The 18,572-nt window shown below is 33.6% G+C and carries 27 protein-coding genes and 1 pseudogene; 8 read left to right on the top strand and 20 right to left on the bottom strand.

The annotated features are described in order from the left end of the window. Window positions 1–83 precede the first annotated feature (83 nt). Together AC4GZ8_RS04050 and AC4GZ8_RS04045 are read left to right on the top strand one after the other, a co-directional pair. Window positions 84–290, top strand: coding sequence for a hypothetical protein (locus AC4GZ8_RS04050; protein WP_491080537.1), 207 nt, complete (start codon window positions 84–86; stop codon window positions 288–290). A gap of 119 nt (window positions 291–409) precedes the next feature. Then, window positions 410–835, top strand: coding sequence for a DUF2621 family protein (locus AC4GZ8_RS04045; RefSeq protein WP_491080536.1), 426 nt, complete (start codon window positions 410–412; stop codon window positions 833–835). Window positions 836–891: 56 nt separating this feature from the next. Here AC4GZ8_RS04045 and AC4GZ8_RS04040 read toward each other — a convergent pair whose 3' ends face one another. The 3 genes from AC4GZ8_RS04040 to AC4GZ8_RS04030 form a co-directional block, all read right to left on the bottom strand. Beyond that, window positions 892–1,374, bottom strand: coding sequence for a CcdC family protein (locus tag AC4GZ8_RS04040; RefSeq protein ID WP_491080535.1), 483 nt, complete (start codon window positions 1,372–1,374; stop codon window positions 892–894). 202 nt (window positions 1,375–1,576) lie between these two features. Continuing rightward, entirely contained in the window at window positions 1,577–1,936 is a 360-nt protein-coding gene (locus AC4GZ8_RS04035; RefSeq protein ID WP_491080534.1) for a response regulator, read from the bottom strand. Window positions 1,937–2,220: 284 nt separating this feature from the next. Then, a complete protein-coding gene (locus AC4GZ8_RS04030; RefSeq protein ID WP_491080533.1) occupies window positions 2,221–2,928 on the bottom strand; it encodes a cytochrome c biogenesis protein CcdA in 708 nt (235 codons plus the stop codon). 239 nt (window positions 2,929–3,167) lie between these two features. Between AC4GZ8_RS04030 and AC4GZ8_RS04025 the strand changes: the two genes are divergently transcribed. The 3 genes from AC4GZ8_RS04025 (at window position 3,168) to AC4GZ8_RS04015 (ending at window position 4,151) form a co-directional block, all read left to right on the top strand. Further along, the gene (locus tag AC4GZ8_RS04025; RefSeq protein ID WP_491080852.1) at window positions 3,168–3,329 is read left to right on the top strand and encodes an aspartyl-phosphate phosphatase Spo0E family protein; all 162 of its coding nucleotides are present in this window, start codon (window positions 3,168–3,170) and stop codon (window positions 3,327–3,329) included. A gap of 204 nt (window positions 3,330–3,533) precedes the next feature. Then, window positions 3,534–3,719 carry a hypothetical protein gene (locus AC4GZ8_RS04020; RefSeq protein ID WP_491080532.1) on the top strand — a complete coding sequence of 62 codons (186 nt, stop codon included), beginning with the start codon at window positions 3,534–3,536 and terminating at the stop codon, window positions 3,717–3,719. 213 nt (window positions 3,720–3,932) lie between these two features. Then, window positions 3,933–4,151, top strand: a complete 219-nt coding sequence (locus tag AC4GZ8_RS04015) for a helix-turn-helix domain-containing protein (protein ID WP_491080531.1) — start codon at window positions 3,933–3,935, stop codon at window positions 4,149–4,151. Between the two features lie 112 nt (window positions 4,152–4,263). Here the strand turns inward: AC4GZ8_RS04015 and AC4GZ8_RS04010 are convergent, their stop codons facing one another. From AC4GZ8_RS04010 to yneA, 6 genes are all read right to left on the bottom strand, one after another. After that, window positions 4,264–4,497 carry a hypothetical protein gene (locus tag AC4GZ8_RS04010; protein WP_491080530.1) on the bottom strand — a complete coding sequence of 78 codons (234 nt, stop codon included), beginning with the start codon at window positions 4,495–4,497 and terminating at the stop codon, window positions 4,264–4,266. Window positions 4,498–4,780: 283 nt separating this feature from the next. Continuing rightward, window positions 4,781–4,999, bottom strand: coding sequence for a YneF family protein (locus tag AC4GZ8_RS04005; protein ID WP_026559250.1), 219 nt, complete (start codon window positions 4,997–4,999; stop codon window positions 4,781–4,783). Between the two features lie 85 nt (window positions 5,000–5,084). Then, window positions 5,085–5,534, bottom strand: a complete 450-nt coding sequence (sirA, locus tag AC4GZ8_RS04000) for a sporulation inhibitor of replication protein SirA (protein WP_491080529.1) — start codon at window positions 5,532–5,534, stop codon at window positions 5,085–5,087. Window positions 5,535–5,893: 359 nt separating this feature from the next. Continuing rightward, window positions 5,894–6,124, bottom strand: a complete 231-nt coding sequence (locus AC4GZ8_RS03995) for a DUF896 domain-containing protein (protein ID WP_491080528.1) — start codon at window positions 6,122–6,124, stop codon at window positions 5,894–5,896. A 154-nt stretch (window positions 6,125–6,278) separates the two neighbouring features. After that, window positions 6,279–6,950 (bottom strand): YneB family resolvase-like protein, encoded by a 672-nt coding sequence (locus AC4GZ8_RS03990; protein ID WP_491080527.1) that lies wholly within the window; start codon window positions 6,948–6,950, stop codon window positions 6,279–6,281. Window positions 6,951–6,987: 37 nt separating this feature from the next. Next, a complete protein-coding gene (yneA, locus tag AC4GZ8_RS03985; protein ID WP_491080526.1) occupies window positions 6,988–7,299 on the bottom strand; it encodes a cell division suppressor protein YneA in 312 nt (103 codons plus the stop codon). Window positions 7,300–7,453: 154 nt separating this feature from the next. Here yneA and lexA point away from each other — a divergent pair, with 154 nt between their 5' ends. Further along, entirely contained in the window at window positions 7,454–8,074 is a 621-nt protein-coding gene (lexA, locus tag AC4GZ8_RS03980) for a transcriptional repressor LexA (RefSeq protein WP_491080525.1), read from the top strand. 67 nt (window positions 8,075–8,141) lie between these two features. On the opposite strand, the gene glnA is transcribed toward lexA, so the two are convergent. The 4 genes from glnA to hflX all read right to left on the bottom strand — a co-directional run bounded on the left by glnA (window position 8,142) and on the right by hflX (window position 12,528). Then, on the bottom strand, window positions 8,142–9,476 hold the full coding sequence (glnA, locus tag AC4GZ8_RS03975; RefSeq protein WP_491080524.1) for a type I glutamate--ammonia ligase: 1,335 nt from the start codon (window positions 9,474–9,476) through the stop codon (window positions 8,142–8,144). A gap of 58 nt (window positions 9,477–9,534) precedes the next feature. Continuing rightward, entirely contained in the window at window positions 9,535–9,936 is a 402-nt protein-coding gene (locus AC4GZ8_RS03970; protein WP_491080523.1) for a MerR family transcriptional regulator, read from the bottom strand. A 105-nt stretch (window positions 9,937–10,041) separates the two neighbouring features. Beyond that, window positions 10,042–11,316: a methionine gamma-lyase family protein gene (locus AC4GZ8_RS03965; protein WP_491080522.1), complete on the bottom strand. Its 1,275-nt coding sequence runs from the start codon at window positions 11,314–11,316 to the stop codon at window positions 10,042–10,044. Window positions 11,317–11,319: 3 nt separating this feature from the next. Then, a complete protein-coding gene (gene hflX, locus AC4GZ8_RS03960) occupies window positions 11,320–12,528 on the bottom strand; it encodes a GTPase HflX (protein ID WP_491080851.1) in 1,209 nt (402 codons plus the stop codon). A 286-nt stretch (window positions 12,529–12,814) separates the two neighbouring features. Between hflX and AC4GZ8_RS03955 the strand changes: the two genes are divergently transcribed. Next, complete coding sequence (locus AC4GZ8_RS03955) at window positions 12,815–13,444, top strand: trimeric intracellular cation channel family protein (RefSeq protein ID WP_491080521.1); 630 nt, start codon at window positions 12,815–12,817, stop codon at window positions 13,442–13,444. 74 nt (window positions 13,445–13,518) lie between these two features. Here AC4GZ8_RS03955 and AC4GZ8_RS03950 read toward each other — a convergent pair whose 3' ends face one another. Next, window positions 13,519–13,863, bottom strand: a complete 345-nt coding sequence (locus AC4GZ8_RS03950) for a hypothetical protein (RefSeq protein WP_491080520.1) — start codon at window positions 13,861–13,863, stop codon at window positions 13,519–13,521. 294 nt (window positions 13,864–14,157) lie between these two features. On the opposite strand from AC4GZ8_RS03950, the gene AC4GZ8_RS03945 reads away from it, so the two are divergent. Next, window positions 14,158–14,481 (top strand): hypothetical protein, encoded by a 324-nt coding sequence (locus AC4GZ8_RS03945; RefSeq protein WP_491080519.1) that lies wholly within the window; start codon window positions 14,158–14,160, stop codon window positions 14,479–14,481. 36 nt (window positions 14,482–14,517) lie between these two features. Here the strand turns inward: AC4GZ8_RS03945 and AC4GZ8_RS03940 are convergent, their stop codons facing one another. The 6 genes and pseudogenes from AC4GZ8_RS03940 to miaA all read right to left on the bottom strand — a co-directional run bounded on the left by AC4GZ8_RS03940 (window position 14,518) and on the right by miaA (window position 18,248). Further along, the gene (locus AC4GZ8_RS03940) at window positions 14,518–14,865 is read right to left on the bottom strand and encodes a hypothetical protein (RefSeq protein ID WP_491080518.1); all 348 of its coding nucleotides are present in this window, start codon (window positions 14,863–14,865) and stop codon (window positions 14,518–14,520) included. Window positions 14,866–15,008: 143 nt separating this feature from the next. Further along, window positions 15,009–15,965 carry a stage V sporulation protein K gene (gene spoVK / locus AC4GZ8_RS03935; protein WP_491080517.1) on the bottom strand — a complete coding sequence of 319 codons (957 nt, stop codon included), beginning with the start codon at window positions 15,963–15,965 and terminating at the stop codon, window positions 15,009–15,011. A 385-nt stretch (window positions 15,966–16,350) separates the two neighbouring features. Then, window positions 16,351–16,536 carry a transposase gene (locus tag AC4GZ8_RS03930; protein WP_491080516.1) on the bottom strand — a complete coding sequence of 62 codons (186 nt, stop codon included), beginning with the start codon at window positions 16,534–16,536 and terminating at the stop codon, window positions 16,351–16,353. Next, window positions 16,503–16,880: pseudogene (locus AC4GZ8_RS03925) on the bottom strand (transposase); the annotation flags it as partial. The gene AC4GZ8_RS03930 and the pseudogene AC4GZ8_RS03925, both read right to left, overlap by 34 nt. A 163-nt stretch (window positions 16,881–17,043) precedes the next feature. After that, on the bottom strand, window positions 17,044–17,271 hold the full coding sequence (hfq, locus tag AC4GZ8_RS03920; protein WP_026559264.1) for an RNA chaperone Hfq: 228 nt from the start codon (window positions 17,269–17,271) through the stop codon (window positions 17,044–17,046). Between the two features lie 38 nt (window positions 17,272–17,309). Beyond that, entirely contained in the window at window positions 17,310–18,248 is a 939-nt protein-coding gene (gene miaA / locus AC4GZ8_RS03915; RefSeq protein WP_491080515.1) for a tRNA (adenosine(37)-N6)-dimethylallyltransferase MiaA, read from the bottom strand. Window positions 18,249–18,572 lie beyond the last annotated feature (324 nt).

Raw genomic sequence — 18,572 nt, 5'->3', positions numbered from 1 at the left:
AAACGTTTTCTGCTATTATTAACTTATATATTTATTTTTAAATAGCCAACTTATGATTGGTGTCTTCTTTGGGAGGAGCTATTATGTCACGTACATATGAATTTGTTTACTTACCAACTGATGTTGGGACGATTCGACTTGATATTTTTTACAAGCATTCTATGTTTCATGTTCAAGCTGAATTGAATGATTTGATGACGTCTTCATATGATCGAAGAAAAGTTGAAGCTGTCAAAAAGTCATTACTCCTCTTAGCAAAAGAACATCATACTTTTGGTCATCATGAGTAAGGTTATACACCATTTATTGTTATAAATATTACAAAACTAGGCAGTTATGCAATAAGCCCGTTAATTGCGTTAGCTGCTTCTTTTAACCCTTTTAATAGTTAGAACAAGAGGTGAAATTTGTGTTAGAAGGCTGGTTCCTTTGGTTTATCTTGTTTTGGGTTGTATTTCTCATATCTATGCTTGCGATTGGCGGCTACTTTATGTTCCGCAAATTTTTGCAACGACTACCAAAAGAAGATGGAAAATCAGATCTTGATTGGCAAGACTACTATTTAGATAAAACAAGACATATGTGGAAAGAAGAAGAAAAGAACTTACTAGAAGAGTTGGTCGAGCCTGTACCAGAGTTGTTCCGAGATGTTGCTAGAGCTAAGATTGCAGGGCAAATCGGACAATTAGCATTAAAAGAACATGCATCCTCTATCAATTTAGATTTAATTATTAGAGGTTATATTATGGCCACTCCAAAACGTGATCATAAATTTCTTATGAAAAGGTTAAATGAAAAACAAATTGACTACTCTAAGTATAAAGCTCTTTTTTAATTAGAAAAAAATCCGTAATCATAGAGATTTCGGATTTTTTTGTTTTTGTATTCTGATTAGAGCTTAGGATTTGTTTGCATTTGATGCTCTTTTTGGACTCGTAAGAACGATCGATACATAGCGATTCTCCACGGAACAATCATTCCAAAAGCTAAAATCCAAAACATTCCACTTAATTCTCCTACATCAATTGTATTACTCAAAAAAGATTTCATGATGATTCGAATAATTAATAACCCAATTAAAATAAAAGCAAATGCCTTTGAACGCTTTAAATAAATTTGGTTATCTCTAATCTCAAAATTTGATGTTTTAATCAAAAAAATTGAAAAAAACATTCCTATTAATAGTGCCTCAAAAAACTCTGATATTGTCACACGAAAAAATGGATGAATAAACATTAACGCCCCAGTACTCATAAAAAGCGGAGGCAAAATAATCTTTTTTGCTGTTGCAGGTTTATTTGAAGATTTAAAACGTATGAATAAAACAAATAAGGCCATTGCCACAGCAATGACAGATGAAACAACCGTTAACAATAATATCAACCCTTTACTAGTCAACTATCCATTTACTAGTATAAACGAATTTTAAATGAATACCTAGAGAATCTCGAATAAAATAGGTGAAAGTTCATTATGTAAATTGGATAAAAGCCTTAGTTCTTCACTCAAAAAAAATTCATTTTTGATAGTACAAAAAACCACTTAAGATATACAAGTCCTAAATGGTTTTATACCTTTACCCTAAAACACGATCAATGGCTTCTATTACTCGACTTTCATCAAATGGCTTTACTATAAAATCCTTAGCTCCTGCCTCAATAGCTTCAACAACCATTTTTTGTTGTCCCATCGCAGAGCACATAATAATTTTTGCATCAGGATATTGCTGTTTGATTTCCTTTAGGGCGTCAATCCCATTTTTCTCTGGCATTGTTATATCTAATGTAACCAAATCCGGCTTTTCCTTGTGGAAAAGTTCAATGGCCATGATACCGTTTTCGGCCTCTCCAACAACCTCATGGTTCGCCTTTATTAATATATTTGATAAAGTCATTCTCATAAACTTGGCATCATCAACAATTAATATTCTAGCCATGCCTAGCTCCTCCTCAAACATATAAGAAAAACATTGACATTCGCTCAGTTTCATCGACGAAAGTTTTAGTTTTTCTTATACTATCATTCGTAATAAATAAAATCTGATAGTATAAAGAAAGTTTGAATGTAACAAACTCCCTAACTAGAAGCGATTGACATTTGACTTAATTGAGGCTACCTTTTACACATAACCTTCAATGCAATATCTCTCACATATATGACCATTATACCAAATCCATTCCTTAAACATAGTAAAATTATCACAAAAATGTGTTCAACATACTAAAAACCTGTGAACCCACCAAAAATTCTAGTTAAAAAAATGATAATAGATGTCATAATATCAAAAAATAACAAGATACCCATGAAAATCATGAGATATCCGCCAATCTTCATAATCTTCATATTATGCTTTTTAATCCACCCAAGTTTCCCAATAAAAAAAGATAATACGAGGAATGGTACTGCAAAGCCTAATATATAGGCAATCATATAAATCATCGCAGAGCCAGGGTTAGTAGCTGCTAACCAGATAACCGCTGAAAGAATTGGTCCAGTACACGGTGTCCATCCTGCTGCAAAAGCCATACCAATCAAAACCGAACCTACATAGCCTGACGGACGATTTTTAAATTCAAATCGATGTTCCTTCATTAAAAACTTTGGATTAAAAATACCGATAATCATTAATCCAAATACTATAATTAACAAAGCACCAATTTGTCTTATTAAATCTTGATAGTTTTGAAAAAGCTCTCCAATAAACGAAGTTCCAAAGCCAAGAGCAATAAAGATTGAAGAAAATCCAATTAAAAAGAACACAGTATGTAATAAACTTCTTTTCTGTAACAATGCATTTTCAGATTTTAGTTCACCAACTGAAACACCGGTGATATAAGACAAAAATGCAGGATATAGCGGTAAACAGCACGGAGAGATAAATGATAAAAAACCCGCTCCGAATGCTAAAAAAATATTCACATCAGCCATCTTACTCCTCCTAAAGAGAGTGTCCTCTCTATTCTAGCAAAAGTTCTAATTTTTTAAATGTTTCTTTATGTGACATTTTTATGTCATTTACATTTCTTATGGCAATTTTTTCTTTTCATACCACCTAATAACCATATATAATAGAATCATTGCTGTTTATATCATAAAAGGATAAATGATATAATGTAAATAGCTTAATCTATTCAAAGAAAGGACAAGTTCTCGTGTCTAAACAAGAAATGCTTCAAATGATTGAAAAGAAACGAGCCGAGCTAATTGACATTGTCCTAAAAAATGGGCTGAATTCAAACATTTCAATAAAATATAGCCAGGAGCTTGATGTATTATTAACACAATATATAAAAGAAGATCATCCACATAAAAAGCAGGTTTGTTCATAAAAATGAAAGCACGTTTTACGTGCTTTTTGTTTTTTATTTTACAAATAACCAATTATCTTCGAAATTGACTCCTTAATGAAACCCTTTATCTTCATCCTCTAATTTCCATTAAACAAAATTTAACATAAAAAGTATCTTTAAATATGAATATTGTCTAAAGTTTAGACATATAATCTAACAACCTAATAGGAAGGAGGAAATACCATGAATAGTAGGATTTTCTTATTCCTTGCAACAATTTTCAGTGGTTTTGCTCTTATTCGAATACCTTTAGAAGATACATTTCTAGCAAGTATCGAACCTGTCACAACAATTATAGGTGTATTAGCAATTCTAATATTCTCACTTGTCTTAATTTATTATGGTGTAAGAAATTTGTTTAGTAAATAGTAAGTTAAGGAAGGCATCATTTTTGGTGCTTTCCTTTTTAGAGTTAACAATTAATATATACCTGATGCTATTAATTTTTATTAAACCCTCTATTTAAGAAAAAATTTGAACAAAAAAATTTTTGTTGATCAGCTGAAATGTTCTTGGTATCTCCAGAAAGTATCAATTTATTCAGTATTGTGCTATGCTTGAATCAGAAGTGAGGTGTCTAATTTGGCAGCATATAAAGCAAAGAAAAGTAACCTTAAAGAACTTTTAACCAAAAGTAACACTGAGCTTGATGTTCTAGCGGCTAATACCAATATTCCAATAGAACAATTACATGACTATTTAGAAAAAAAGGTCATGAACCTCAACAATGCAATGACGATTTCAAAAGCGTTAAATTGTACAATAGAAGACCTTTATATTTGGAGGGTTTCCGGAGAGTGATTGCATTCACTCTTTTTATTTTTAAAAAAATTAACCTTCAATAGTTCGTTAATAAGTAAATTAAGAAACCACAGTCATTTTGAAATAGTATTTTTCCTTAAATAGTAGAATTTTACGGTACTAAATTTAAATCAGCAGTTTGTTCACCTATAATAAAAGTATTTTGATGTTTCTCAGTTTTTCCATAAATATATAGCGGGACATGTTTATATTCCCGACTTTGATCCTCAACAGATAAAATCCATTTATTAAATTCCATTTTTCTTAAATAATGTGCCTTTGGGTCAAAAAAAGTTACAGGATTACCGTAGGGAACAACAACGGGTAATATCAAAGTAACAAACATTAAACTCTCCCTCTACAATGTTTTCCATATTGTATGCTGGTTAAAGCAAGAGTGGTCACTGCTATATATTATTTCCTTTGTATCTGTTCAGAAAATACAAAAAAACCACCATTCATTGGATTCGTTTCCAATAAAATAAGTGGTTTCGGATTGATCTAATGAAATAAAGCAAAAATAAGTAAAAGTTTCGAAGGGGAATTCACTTACGATAAATTTATTTATGAAAACTTATCAAAAATACATCTTCGATTAACCTTAAAACCTTGTTATATCAACGTTTCTTTTATTTTTGCATTTTGTTCATTTGAGACATCATTTGGTTGATTTTCTTCTGGGATGGTTTCATTCCCATTTGCATCATCATCATTTTCAGCATTTGTTCATTAATTGGTGGATTTTTCTTTAGGTAATTCATCATATATTTACGCGCAATGAAAAATCCTAGTGCAACTCCAGCAAGTAGTGCTAGAATGCCTACTAGAATAACAACCCATAATTCCATTGGTTTTCCTCCTTCGTGTTGTCTATCTTACAGTGTACTAAATCCTTTGCTATTATACAACATTTGAACTAAATTTCTCTATATTTTAGCCAAAATTTCTTTCTTTTATTGGGTTTAACCAACCATATCTTTCACCTTTAAAGTCCATAGCTAAAAAACAAGGATCAAACTTTCGTAATACTTCAAAGAATATTGTTTCTGCTTCAAAACTTCCATCAGATGAAAGCTCAAGATGTCGATTTTTTACAATGAGAGTGGCATTCCCTACGTTTCCTTTAAGAGCAATTTTATGTATATGATGGAACATTTGATAATCCGAACGGTTTGATAAATGCGTACCAAGAAGTTGATGTATAAATAATGCTGGGATTGGTTTTGTAATATAATGAATTTGTTTTTCGATCGTACTTCCATGAGCTGAACGAGCTGATGTCCAGTGAAAGTCTTGAAACAGATGGTAGATTTTAGATTCCCGTCCAAAGTAATGACTCGCAAACTCTTCTTCTATTAAATAAATATAATAGTGTCTCACCATTTCACTCTCCCCAACCATTCTATTTCTCTAATTATATAAGAAATCAAAAGAAATAATTGTCTTAAACTGGAGAGATAAGCCACTATTTTTGTCGAACGAATCTACTTATTTACAAATTCATAGAAAAGCGCGAGCGCCTTGGTTAGCCTAGGGCAAATAACCCCACTTTGTAATAAAAGGTGTTCTTTGCCTTCTATTACAAAGTCGTTAGACCCTGGAGGCTTTCGCTGTATTGCACTTACACATCCTGTGCGATCTAAGGCTAGGCGCTGGAGCTAGACTCTAAAACTAAGTGCAAAGAGTTTTAAACTAGCTTATCTAAAAAAATAAGAGGAGAAATAGATCTCTCCCCCCTGCTATTAATGAAGATCTTTTCTTCTCTCATTTTTAATTTTTTGAGGAGTTACATCATTTCCATTTGGATCAACAACTGTAACACCCTTTAGTGTACTTTTCATTGATGAACGAAAAGCTTGTAAATATTCTTTTCGCAAAGCTTGTTGTTCTGTCTTCTCTTTCTCTGTTAAGCCTTTTGCTTTTGATTTCTTTGATAATTCATTTATACGATCTATTTTAGACTTTGGTAACATATCAGTACTCCTCTCATAACTAGTAACTATTCTAATCAACAAAATGATAAGAAACTACAATCATGTTTTAGATTATTTAATATTTTGGTTTAATACCACAAATGTCATCATACTAAATTGAGAGGAAAATAACAACTGAATGAACATCAATGTCTCATTGAACATTACTATCATCTGAATTAATTTGAAGCTTTTCTACGTGTTCCTTATACCTCCTATGAACTGTTGCTTTGCTTACTTCGAAGCCGACACCTCTAAGGGTAGCAGCTATTTCATGAAATGTTAGCTTTTTATCTCTTAACTTAAGTATTTCTTCAATTGGTACCTCGATCTTCTCACGACCTCCACCTTGATCCTGGTTTTTTAAATTATTCTGAGGCTTAAATCCATTCTCAATAGCCCGATTCATCCCTCTTTTAATCTTGTAATTGATAAGTTTTCTTTGAAACTCTTCCACTGCAGCTAAAATATTCAATACCATTGAATCCGTTTCTGATAGTTCAGGTTCACCCTTTTCGTTTAGTGTGAATACTGTAGCTTCTAACTTTTTTATTTCGTGTAAAAGGGCAATTTTCGCGTGTCCTCTCCCTAATCTTGTATCATCTTGAACTAGAAGAACCGATGCCTTCTTATCTTTTAATAATGCAAGTGCTTCAATAATTCCATCACGGTCTACATCATAACCACTATGTCTATCTTCTATTACTTTTATCACGTCCATATTATGAGAAGCAGCTAATGATAGTAACTCTTCCTTTTGTCTCTCAATTGACGTGTCCTGCGTATCTTTCTCGGTACTTACTCGACAATAAACAACCGCCTTCATAAACTATCACATCACCTTAACCAAAAAATCTTACTATTTATTCACTAGCAATCTGATGAAATTGATAAATTTCTTCTTTTTGTACTGGGACAAAAACAATGTCTCCAGGTTTTATTGTAGTAGAATAAAGATTATTTTTTTCCTGAACCCATTTGACAAATTCTTGCTTTGAAATATTTTTATTCTCTTGGAATTGATCAGCAATTGTCCAAAGACTATCGCCTTCTTTAATTTCAACTTGATGATAATTTTCTAAGCTATCTGTTTTATTAGTGTAAGTAATTCCTACTGTTATTGCTAGTAGAACGACAAAAAAAGCTAGTATGTAAGATAATGATTCCCTTTTCATAATAACACCCCATAAGAATATTTGTTCGTATTTATAAACTCAGTATAGTACGAACAACTGTTCTAGTCAAGTGTTTTTTCGAACTTATGTTTGTATATATAGGTAAAAGATGCTATAATAAACATAAATTAGAGGATCCGAGGTGTCACAAAGGATGACGAAACTATCAAAAAGACAACAAGATATTTTAAGTTTTATAAAAGATGAGGTCCAAAAGAAAGGTTACCCACCTTCCGTTCGTGAAATTGGTGAAGCAGTAGGACTAGCATCAAGCTCCACAGTTCATGGTCATTTAGCTAGATTAGAATCAAAAGGATTAATTAGACGGGACCCTACAAAACCTAGAGCAATCGAAATCTTAGAAGAAGAAACATCCCATATCCCTAAGAACAATGTCATTAATGTTCCAGTAATCGGGAAGGTAACAGCAGGTCTTCCTATTACTGCAATCGAAAATGTTGAAGAATATTTTCCTTTACCAGATCGCTATGTTTCAGATGATGAACATGTATTCATGTTAGAAATTATGGGTGAAAGTATGATTGAGGCTGGAATTTTAGATGGTGATTTAGTAATCGTTCGCCAGCAGCAAACAGCAAACAACGGTGATATTGTTGTTGCTATGACAGATGATGATGAGGCAACATGTAAAAGATTTTTTAAGGAAAAAGATTATATTCGCCTGCAACCTGAAAATTCAACTATGGAACCTATTATTTTACGAAATGTTAGTATATTAGGAAAAGTAATTGGCGTTTATCGCACTGTACACTAAGTATTGAAGGATAAGCTTTTTTTATAGCAGCAAAAAAGCCTCGACAATTTGTCGAGGCTTTTTACTATTAATACATTGACATGTATTGCTCTCTTTCCCATGGGTGAACCTGTGTACGGAACATATCCCACTCGATTTCTTTTGCTTCAATAAAGTGCTCAAATAAGTGTTCACCTAAAGCATGCTTCATTGTGCTGTCAGCTTTTAATAAATCTAATGCTTGAGCTAATGTTGCCGGTAAATCAACGATTCCATTTTCAACACGCTCTTCTTTAGACATAACATAAATGTTACGATCAATTGGTTTTGGAGCATCAAGATTATTTTTAATCCCATCAAGACCTGCAGCTAATAAAACACTCATTGCTAAATAAGGGTTTGCAGCAGGGTCAACACTACGTACTTCAACACGAGTACTTAAACCACGCGAAGCTGGAATACGAATTAGTGGACTTCTGTTTTGTGCAGACCAAGCAACATAACAAGGTGCTTCATAACCAGGAACAAGACGTTTGTATGAGTTTACAGTTGGGTTTGTCACTGCAGTAAATGCAGGTGCATGTTTAATAATTCCTGCGATAAATTGTCTTGCAGTATCACTTAATTGCAGATCACCATTTGGATCAAGGAATGCATTTTCCCCTTTACTGAATAAAGATAAGTTACAGTGCATACCTGAACCATTAACACCAAATAATGGTTTTGGCATAAATGTAGCATGTAAACCATGCTTACGAGCAATTGTCTTTACAACTAGTTTAAATGTTTGAATATCATCACATGCTTTAATTGCAGAAGCATATTTAAAGTCAATCTCATGTTGTCCTGGAGCCACTTCGTGGTGAGAAGCTTCAATTTCGAAGCCCATTTCTTCAAGCTCTAGAACGATATCACGACGGCAGTTTTCACCAAGATCCGTTGGTGCTAAGTCAAAGTAACCGCCATTATCATTAAGTTCAAGTGTTGGCTCGCCTTTTTCGTCTAATTTAAATAAGAAGAATTCCGGCTCTGGCCCTAAGTTAAAATCAGTAAATCCAAGCTCTTCCATTTCACTTAGGATACGACGTAAATTATTACGTGGGTCACCTGCAAATGGAGTTCCATCTGGATTATAGATATCACAAATAAAACGAGCTACTTTTCCTTTTTCAGCAGTCCAAGGGAAGATAACAAATGTATCTAAATCAGGATATAAATACATATCAGACTCTTCAATACGGACAAAACCTTCAATTGAAGAACCATCAAACATCATTTTGTTATCAAGTGCTTTATCAAGCTGACTTACTGGAATTTCAACGTTTTTAATTGTTCCAAGAATATCCGTAAATTGTAAACGGATGTATTTTACATTATTCTCTTTTACTAAGCTCACAATATCTTCTCTTGAATATTTAGCCACCCTGAAAATCTCCTCTCCAATTTCAAAAAGTTATATTCAATTATTCATTGCTACTATATTAATGGAAAAATCTTGACATGTCACCATGTCTCAATGTAGGTCGATTAAAACGACCCGCCTGCATAAGCTCAGACTTAAGAAGTTTTCGTAATTCAGCATCACTTAAATCAGGTTTTTCAACTGTTTTAGGTTGCTCTTGTTTTTCTTCTTTATGTGAGCTTTTACGGGAGAAAATTTCCTTTATTCCCGCTAAGTTGACACCCTGTTCAATTAAATTACGAATCTCCAATAATTTATCTACATCGTTAAATGAAAATAATCTTCGATTGCTCTCCGTTCTAGCTGGAAAAATCAATTCATTTTCTTCATAATAACGAATTTGCCTTGCAGATAAATCAGTGAGCTGCATAACAATTCCAATAGGAAATAGGGGCATTGAGCGTCGAATATTATCACTCATGTTATTCGCTCCTTTTAGTTAACTGTTTTCATTATAACCTATGTAACATTATGTGTCAATTAAATGTCAGCTTACATAACATAGTTTCGTCATCTATTTTTGTAGTTAACTAACAATCGAGATTAAATTTTTGTCTATTAAAGAATCGACAGCTGAACAAACTGCAATTTTCACATGAGAGTATGTAAGTCCGCCTTGAACATATGCAACGTAAGGTGCCCGTAGCGGTCCATCAGCAGACAGCTCGATGCTAGCTCCTTGAATAAAAGTTCCTGCTGCCATTATGACATCATCCTCATACCCAGGCATATAGTTCGGGTATGGTGTTACATGTGAATTAATTGGTGATGAATACTGGATTGCTTGACAAAAAGCGACCATCATGTCTGGATCATCAAATTGAACAGACTGTATTAAGTCAGTCCTTTTACTGTTCCACATTGGGCTTGTCTTTAAACCCAATTCCTCTAAGAATGCGGAAGTAAATACTGCTCCCTTTAATGCTTGTCCCACTACATGCGGTGCCATAAAGAACCCTTGATACATCTCTTGCAAGCTATATAGAGACGCACCTGCTTCGGCTCCTATTCCCGGGGATGTCATACGAAATGCGCAGGCGTCGATTAAATCTTGTTTACCAACAAGATAACCACCTGTTTTGGCAAGTCCACCACCTGGATTTTTGATGAGTGATCCAGCCATTAGGTCTGCCCCTACATGACAAGGCTCCAGTTCTTCTACAAATTCACCATAGCAGTTATCTACGAAAATGACAATATCTTCTTTTAAGGATTTAACAAAATTAATCATTTCTTGAATTTCTGAAATTGTAAACGATGGTCTTGTGGCATATCCTTTAGATCTTTGAATTCCGATCATTTTTGTTTTATTGGTAATAGCTTGCTTTACTGCTTCATAATTTACTGCTCCATTTTCCTTTAATTCTACTGATTGATAATCGATTTGAAATTCTTTTAAAGAACCGATGCCACTTCCTCTTATCCCTACAATCTCTTCTAGCGTGTCATATGGCTTACCAGTGATATAAAGGAGTTCATCTCCTGGTCTTAAAACCCCAAACAATGCAATCGATATAGCGTGAGTACCTGAAATAATTTGTGGTCGAACTAATCCCGCTTCACCACCAAACACGTCTGCATAGACTTTTTCTAACGTATCCCTTCCAATATCATCGTAGCCATAACCTGTAGTCGGGATAAAGTGAGAGTCGCTTACCCTATGATGCTGGAAGCTTTTTAATACCTTAAATTGATTAACTTCACTCATTTTATCTATTACTGAATGAATTGAACGAATCTTTTTTTCTACATTCTCTACGATTGGTGCAAGTTTCTCACCATTTTTCAAAAAATCAAACATTTCTTAACCCTCTCCGTTAAACTTCTCTAGTTGTGAGTTGATCGAATGTTCAGGAAGAACGAAACCCTCTATTTCATACTTTTCACGTTTCTCATTAAATTCGATCTTTTCAATTAATGACTCTGTTTTCAATTGGGAAATCAATCTGCCTTCATTTGCCGGTACAAGGATGGAGTATTGTTTCATTGAATCCTTAGCAATTGTTTCAACCTTGGTCAATAACATTTCTAAGTCCGCTTCGTTAAAGGCTGTTATTTTCACATAATCAGCTGAAGGTGATGGAACAAATGATGCAGGAGTAAGATCCTTCTTATTATAAACGGTTAAAATCGGTCTATCTGATACTTCAAGTTGCTCTAAAAGTTTATAAACTGTTTTTTCATGGTTGGAATAGTCTTCATTAGAGCTATCAACTACGTGTAAAATAAGATCAGCTTCCTTTACCTCCTCTAAGGTAGAACGGAAAGCAGCGACAAGTGTTGTTGGTAAATCTTGAATAAACCCAACCGTATCTGTTATCAAAGCTTGATATGTTGAAGGTAACAGGACCTTGCGTGTCATTGGATCTAATGTAGCAAATAATAAATTTTCTTCATAACTGCCTGCTGTTGTTAAGCGATTAAAGATCGTTGATTTCCCAGCGTTTGTATAGCCAACTAACGCAATTTGAAACGCTTGGTTTTTCTTGCGACGTTCACGGTAGCGATTTCTATGGCGAACAACCGCTGCTAGCTGTTGTTTGATTTCATTAATGCGATTTCTGATATGCCGACGGTCAGTTTCTAATTGAGTTTCTCCTGGACCTCTTGTTCCAATACCTCCTCCTTGACGTGATAAGGCAATACCTTGCCCTGTTAATCTTGGGAGTAAATACTGAAGTTGAGCCAATTCCACTTGAAGCTTTCCTTCTTTAGACTTTGCACGCTGAGCAAAAATATCTAAAATCAACTGGGTTCGATCAATTATTCTTACATCTAAAATAGCAGACAAATTTCTAAGCTGACTTGGTGATAATTCATCATTAAAAATCACGATATCAGGACTTAGATCTTCCACTAAGTTTAGTAATTCATCAACTTTTCCTTTTCCAATATATGTAGCAGGATGCGGTCTTTCTCTTTTTTGAGTCAATTGAATGAGTACTTCACCGTTTGCCGTTTTCGTTAATGAAGCAAGCTCTTCCATCGAATAATGAAAATGTTCATCGTCCATCGTCTGCAATTGACACCCTGCCAATATAACCTTTTCTTTAAGTGAGTCTACTGTATTATTCAATCAAAAAACCCTTCCCTTACGCTGTTTTAGCAATTTAATCATACCAAAGATTTACGCTTATCACTAATTATTTCTATAGTATAGACTTTTTTCTTTCAGAAGTATTCTAAAAGCTTGCAACAATCCTGTAATAAAATCTTCCCCTAAAAAAAGAATTGACCTTTAGCTGACTTCCCATTTAAAATTGTCTGAGCTATATATTGAGCAGCTTGGAGGAATGACATTGACTTGGGAAGTTTTGAGTATTATTGGTACCATTGCTTTTGCAATAAGTGGCGCAATTGTCGCAATGGAAGAGGAATATGATATTTTAGGTGTATATATTCTAGGGATTGTCACCGCTTTTGGTGGAGGAGCTATTAGAAATTTGTTAATTGGCGTTCCTATATCAGCTTTATGGGAGCAAGGTCTATTGTTTCAAATTGCTCTTTTTGCTATGACATTGGTCTTTCTATTTCCTCATCGCTTATTACAACACTGGCATAAATGGGGAAACCTCACAGATGCAATCGGACTTTCTGCATTTGCTATACAAGGAGCATTATATGCCGTTGAAATGTCTCATCCAATTAGTGCGACAGTAGTGGCTGCCGTGTTAACTGGAAGTGGTGGAGGTATTATTAGGGACTTATTAGCTGGTCGGAAACCCCTTGTTCTCAGAGCAGAAATTTATGCCTTTTGGGCCATTATAGCCGGATTCCTAATCGGATTTAAGGTCGTGGATCAACCATTTGAGCTGTACCTTCTTTTTATCCTTATTGTTGTGCTTCGTGTTTTGTCCTATACATATAAATGGCGACTACCAAACCGAAGCTTTCATGTGCCGTCTAACAAAAATACAATGTCAGGATGAATGAAAAATAGATTTTATACTTTCTGTAATTATGACAAATGGCAACTCTTAAAAAGAGTTGCCATTTGTCATCTTTACGCACTAAGCTGCTTGTTTAATGCTTTTCTAGATTGATTTATTTTACATTTAATATATGTTTGAGTTGTATCAAACATATCTGCCACATACAACGTCGCTCCATAATAGGTTTTCTCATGTGACATTTCTTCATTTACTATATATTCATAAATAGCTGATTCGATATCATTGAAAAAAGGTAATACACGTTGGTTTTTTTTAATAATTTGATAAAGTTGGATAATTAAAAAAGGATTTTTATTGTATCTTTCAACTAATCCGTTAACTCTAGAATCATTAAGTGACAATTCATTTTCAACAAGATATTTTAACTCTTCTAAAAATAATTTGTTATCACTCATTCTGATCACTCCTTCTTATACTTAGTATTCTATCATTCAAACACCTCGCTTTGAAAGCGTTACCAATATTTTGTTCAATAGCTTTTTTCGATCATATTCGTTACCTTTAATGCTGTTTCTATATCACTCTACATAGTTATTCATTTTCAAGTATAAGACTTCTTATAAATGTTATTAATACTATGTTTTTTTGTAGCTAACGCTTATGCAAATTGACTTTTTATACATTTCCATCACATATTGTTTGGATTTAGAATAGCTTATTACGAATATTTTTAAAAAGGTGTGATGCAATTGAAATGGAGAAATTATGGATTATGGACGTCCATTGCGTCCCTTTTGTATATGATTTTTAAAGATCTAGGACTTCAAATAGATCTAACAAGCTGGGAAACATATGTCACATCTATTTTAGGCATTCTTGTTACGCTTGGGATCATTTCAAATCCTGAAAGTGGAAGAGGATACTTTAATGCAAAAACTCCGACTCAACCTTCAGACCAAACGATAAATAACCAGCAATTGATACAACAAAACTCTGACTCAAGCGAGAAAAATTCAGAGATAGCCACCGACGAGATGACACCAGATCGACAATATACACCATATGAAAAATAAGTAAAAACGATAGCTTTCATTGGAAAGCTATCGTCTTTAATTTTTATCTGATTCAATCTTCTCAACTTTAATGATTCCATCAATATGGTTTACAGATTCTACATACGCTAATATTTTATCATTTACTTGTATTGAATCAGTTATGGGATATTTTACACGATCACGATGAAAATTGATTTTTGTCCGACCATCTATAGATTCTCCATAGTATTGATTTCCATCAACCTCAGTAATAATATAAGTAAAGGTTTTGTATGAATCAAGTGTATCAGAATTTGTAGGTGATTTTTTTGATTCTTCTTTAGGGAAAGGATGCCATAGAATGATAGTTAGTATAAATAATATTCCAATTAATATGAATAAAAAAGTTATCTTCAGCTTCATCATTACCTCCATATAATTGCAAAAACTTAGCCAGTTACCCCTCTATTTAACTATGTAAAACTCCTCTTATTTAGAACATCTATTATTAAAATAAACAAAAAAACAACAGGATTTATTATGTATTGGTCCTGTTGCAGTACTCATTATTTATCTTCAGAAAAAACCAAATCCTGGCTTTTAATCGTTAGTAGATCTTCTCGATGATATTTATCGGTTAATAATAACCTCATTGCTTGGGATCGAATCGACTTTTCAATAATATTTCGAACATAACGTCCATTGCTAAATTTTGATGGATGTGTAGTGGATTTAACATTCATTAAATGTTCTCTTAGTTTTAGAGCTGCATCTTGATGGAATTTATATTCTCTTTCTGCCATCATTAAATTGGATATTTCCATTAAATCATCAACCGAATAATCTGGAAAATCAACAACTAAAGGAAACCTGGATAATAATCCTGGGTTCAATGATAAAAAATGTTCCATTTCACGGGGATATCCTGCTAAAATTAGAACAAAATCATGCTGCTTATCTTCCATATGTTTTACCAATGTATCAATTGCTTCTTTTCCAAAATCCTTCTCCCCACCTCTAGCAAGAGAATAAGCTTCATCTATGAATAATATTCCGCCTAGGGCTTTTTTTATAAGATCTCTTGTTTTCTGTGCAGTATGACCGATATACTCACCGACAAGATCAGCCCGTTCAGCTTCTATTAGATGACCTTTCGAAAGGACATTCATTTGAAAGAACAGTTTTCCAACAAGTCTTGCTACGGTTGTTTTTCCCGTTCCTGGATTCCCTTTAAACATCATATGGAGTGCTTGTTTTCCTGCTTTCAGTCCCTGCTCTTCACGTTTTTTATTTATAAAAATCCATGCATAAATTTCTTTTATCATTCTCTTCATTTCATTCATTCCAACAAGTGAACTCATTTCTTCTTCTATTTCATTTAAAATTGCATGTTTAACTTCTACTTTCGGAATTTTTAAGTCATATGAAGAAGAACTTACTTCCAACTTTTCTTTTGACTGATTATTTAAGATGATGTTTATCTGCCCATTGGTCTTGTATGTGACTGCTTGATCTCGTTCCAAAGATGTCCACCTCACAATCTGTTCCGTTTAAAGAAAAGGCCATGTTAAAGCTTTAATGTTTTATAATGATGAATTGGGAGAAGTTTAACAAAGCCTAATGGTTATATGCGTGCGAAAACACAAGAATCCTGTTGTTTTTTGCGCTTTCCCAAGAAATATTCATTCCTTTATTTATATTCTAATTTTTAAAAATTACAACCTCAATCTTCGTTTTCTTTATAAAATGTATGAATCAACCTGGGACTAAATGAAGACTTTTTGCACTGTAAGGAGGAAACATAAAAAAAGAGGCTGGGACATAATTAGTTTCAAATAGTGAGAAAGGTGAACTTGAGGTTCTCAAATTCACCTTTCTCTATTTTTGAGTGTAAATTCTTCTATTACCTTAGTTGTTGGCAGTGAATTTTCTTAGATTCACTGCCATTAACGCGAGGCCCATTTCGTTTTCTACCTTCGATTTTCCCCGGACAGAAAATCGAGTGAAACGCAAATTAGCCTTCAAGAATCCAAAAACTGTTTCCACATCGATTTTGCGTTTTCGATTAGTTGGCAACGGAATTGGACGAAACATTGGCGAATTAATTCTTTCACTTCTGATTGAACACGGAATCGGTTGATTGTACGGTAGTTTGGTTCATACCCTTGAGCTAGCCACATCATACGAATACTATCTTTTAATAGGGCTTCAATTTTGCGCCCCGAAAACACAGATTGAGAGTAGGCACATAAGATAATTTTAAGCATCATGCGTGGATGATAGGCAGGACAACCCTCATTTCGAAGAAATGGTTCGAACGCTTCATGAGGGATACTTTCAACTAAATGATGGATATGGAAGGCGATATCATTTTTTTGTAATTTCACTTCTAAATCTAAAGGCAAAACTAATTGATTCATGGTATAATTTCTAAACATAAGGACCCTTCTTTCGGATGAAATTTTGTGTGGTAACTTTATTTTATCAGAAGTGGTCCTTATTTTTATTCAAAAATAATCAAAGCCGGTGAAATTTTACGAAGAGTAAAATTTTACCGGCTTTTTCATTTCAGAGGAGGGTTTTATCCCAGCCCCTTTTTTATTACTGTTCTAGTTCAATCTGGATATTTTTTTGTGGTGAGAATGTAGAAATGGCATGTTTATATATTAATTGTTGTTTTCCTTCTGTCTCTAATAATACAGTGAAATTATCAAAGCCTTTTACAAGACCTCTTAATTGAAATCCATTAAGTAAAAAAACAGTGACAAATGTGCCATCCTTGCGTAATTGATTTAATACTTGATCTTGAATATTAATTGATTGCTTCATGTTTCGTCCTCCTCTTTTCTCTATACCTTTTAATTCGATTAAAGTTTAAGCTTTCCTGCTATGTATGAAAAAATTTCATCCACCTTTTGTTCGTCATTTATCGGTGGTGTCATATCAAACCATTTTACATCCATTTTGTTCCGAAACCATGTTAATTGTCTTTTGGCATATCTTCTAGAGTTTTGTTTTAACTGATTTACAGCGTCCTCAAAAGTTGCTTTTCCATCAAAAAAATCATAAATTTCTTTATACCCAATTGCTTTGATCGATTGTGTATCTCTTAGCCCTTGATCATATAGGCTTTTAACTTCTTTAAGGAGGCCATTTTCCACCATTATATCAACTCGCTGATTTATACGTTGATACAAAACTTCACGATCCATTGTTAAGCCAATTAATGCGACATCATATAACAATTCATTTTCTTGCTTTTTTAGATGTTCGTGCATCGGAATATTTGTACAGTAAAAAATTTCAAGTGCTCTAATCACTCTTCTTGTATTATTCGGATGTATCCTCTTGGCTGACTCAGGATCAACTTGAGCTAATAATTCATGAATTGCCTGCTCGCCTTTTTGTTTTAGCTCTAATTCAAGTCTTTTTCGAAACTCCGGATCAGACGGGGACTCAGTAAACTGATAGTTATATAAAACTGATTGTATGTATAAGCCTGTCCCTCCGACTATCATGGGCATCTTGTTTTTATCCGTTATTTCGTCAATAAGAGGTCTTACTGCTTCTTGAAATTCAGCTACTGAATATTCATCATCAGGTTCTTTTATATCAATAAGATGATGTGGAACCCCTTCCATTTCTTCTGGGGTAATTTTAGCTGTTCCTATGTCCATACCTTTATAAATCTGCATCGAATCACCGCTAATGATTTCACCATTAAGCCGATGTGCTATTTCAATGCTAAGTTTAGTTTTTCCAACCGCTGTTGGTCCAATGATGACAACGAGTTTCTTTCTTTCCAATCACAACCACTCTTTCAAAGCAAATAGATTCTTCGTTCATCATCTTATCATGGGAACGATATGAACACCAGTTTATTATTTCCGTTTTAACATAATTGTAAACATATAGGTATTGATAAATTTTTTAAATAGAACAATCATGTAGTTTACATAATATTATTATGGTTATAAATATGAATGTAAGTAGAACCATTCTATTTATTATTTTGTTTTATTCAAAAGAAATTCATCTATTTCTCTCTCTACTTTAACGTTTCTCAGCATGCTTCCTTTACTATTTATGTTTATTTTTTCTTTCCAAAAAAATCGGTTTATTTCAAGTCT

The organism is Metabacillus sp. RB-C-LZQ-3-1 (assembly GCF_058315175.1).
The sequence above is the reverse complement of the archived record's forward strand: the minus strand, read 5'-3'. Positions and strand labels throughout refer to the sequence as shown.

Coding starts and splice junctions, on each gene's coding strand:
- AC4GZ8_RS04050 (WP_491080537.1), top strand. CDS start 84: ATGTCACGTACATATGAATTTGTTTACTTACCAACTGATGTTGGGACG.
- AC4GZ8_RS04035 (WP_491080534.1), bottom strand. CDS start 1,936: ATGGCTAGAATATTAATTGTTGATGATGCCAAGTTTATGAGAATGACT.
- AC4GZ8_RS04030 (WP_491080533.1), bottom strand. CDS start 2,928: ATGGCTGATGTGAATATTTTTTTAGCATTCGGAGCGGGTTTTTTATCA.
- AC4GZ8_RS04025 (WP_491080852.1), top strand. CDS start 3,168: ATGCTTCAAATGATTGAAAAGAAACGAGCCGAGCTAATTGACATTGTC.
- AC4GZ8_RS04020 (WP_491080532.1), top strand. CDS start 3,534: ATGAATAGTAGGATTTTCTTATTCCTTGCAACAATTTTCAGTGGTTTT.
- AC4GZ8_RS04010 (WP_491080530.1), bottom strand. CDS start 4,497: ATGTTTGTTACTTTGATATTACCCGTTGTTGTTCCCTACGGTAATCCT.
- AC4GZ8_RS04005 (WP_026559250.1), bottom strand. CDS start 4,999: ATGGAATTATGGGTTGTTATTCTAGTAGGCATTCTAGCACTACTTGCT.
- sirA (WP_491080529.1), bottom strand. CDS start 5,534: ATGGTGAGACACTATTATATTTATTTAATAGAAGAAGAGTTTGCGAGT.
- AC4GZ8_RS03995 (WP_491080528.1), bottom strand. CDS start 6,124: ATGTTACCAAAGTCTAAAATAGATCGTATAAATGAATTATCAAAGAAA.
- AC4GZ8_RS03990 (WP_491080527.1), bottom strand. CDS start 6,950: ATGAAGGCGGTTGTTTATTGTCGAGTAAGTACCGAGAAAGATACGCAG.
- yneA (WP_491080526.1), bottom strand. CDS start 7,299: ATGAAAAGGGAATCATTATCTTACATACTAGCTTTTTTTGTCGTTCTA.
- lexA (WP_491080525.1), top strand. CDS start 7,454: ATGACGAAACTATCAAAAAGACAACAAGATATTTTAAGTTTTATAAAA.
- AC4GZ8_RS03970 (WP_491080523.1), bottom strand. CDS start 9,936: ATGAGTGATAATATTCGACGCTCAATGCCCCTATTTCCTATTGGAATT.
- AC4GZ8_RS03965 (WP_491080522.1), bottom strand. CDS start 11,316: ATGTTTGATTTTTTGAAAAATGGTGAGAAACTTGCACCAATCGTAGAG.
- hflX (WP_491080851.1), bottom strand. CDS start 12,528: ATGGACGATGAACATTTTCATTATTCGATGGAAGAGCTTGCTTCATTA.
- AC4GZ8_RS03950 (WP_491080520.1), bottom strand. CDS start 13,863: ATGAGTGATAACAAATTATTTTTAGAAGAGTTAAAATATCTTGTTGAA.
- AC4GZ8_RS03940 (WP_491080518.1), bottom strand. CDS start 14,865: ATGAAGCTGAAGATAACTTTTTTATTCATATTAATTGGAATATTATTT.
- AC4GZ8_RS03930 (WP_491080516.1), bottom strand. CDS start 16,536: ATGTTTCGTCCAATTCCGTTGCCAACTAATCGAAAACGCAAAATCGAT.
- hfq (WP_026559264.1), bottom strand. CDS start 17,271: ATGAAGCAATCAATTAATATTCAAGATCAAGTATTAAATCAATTACGC.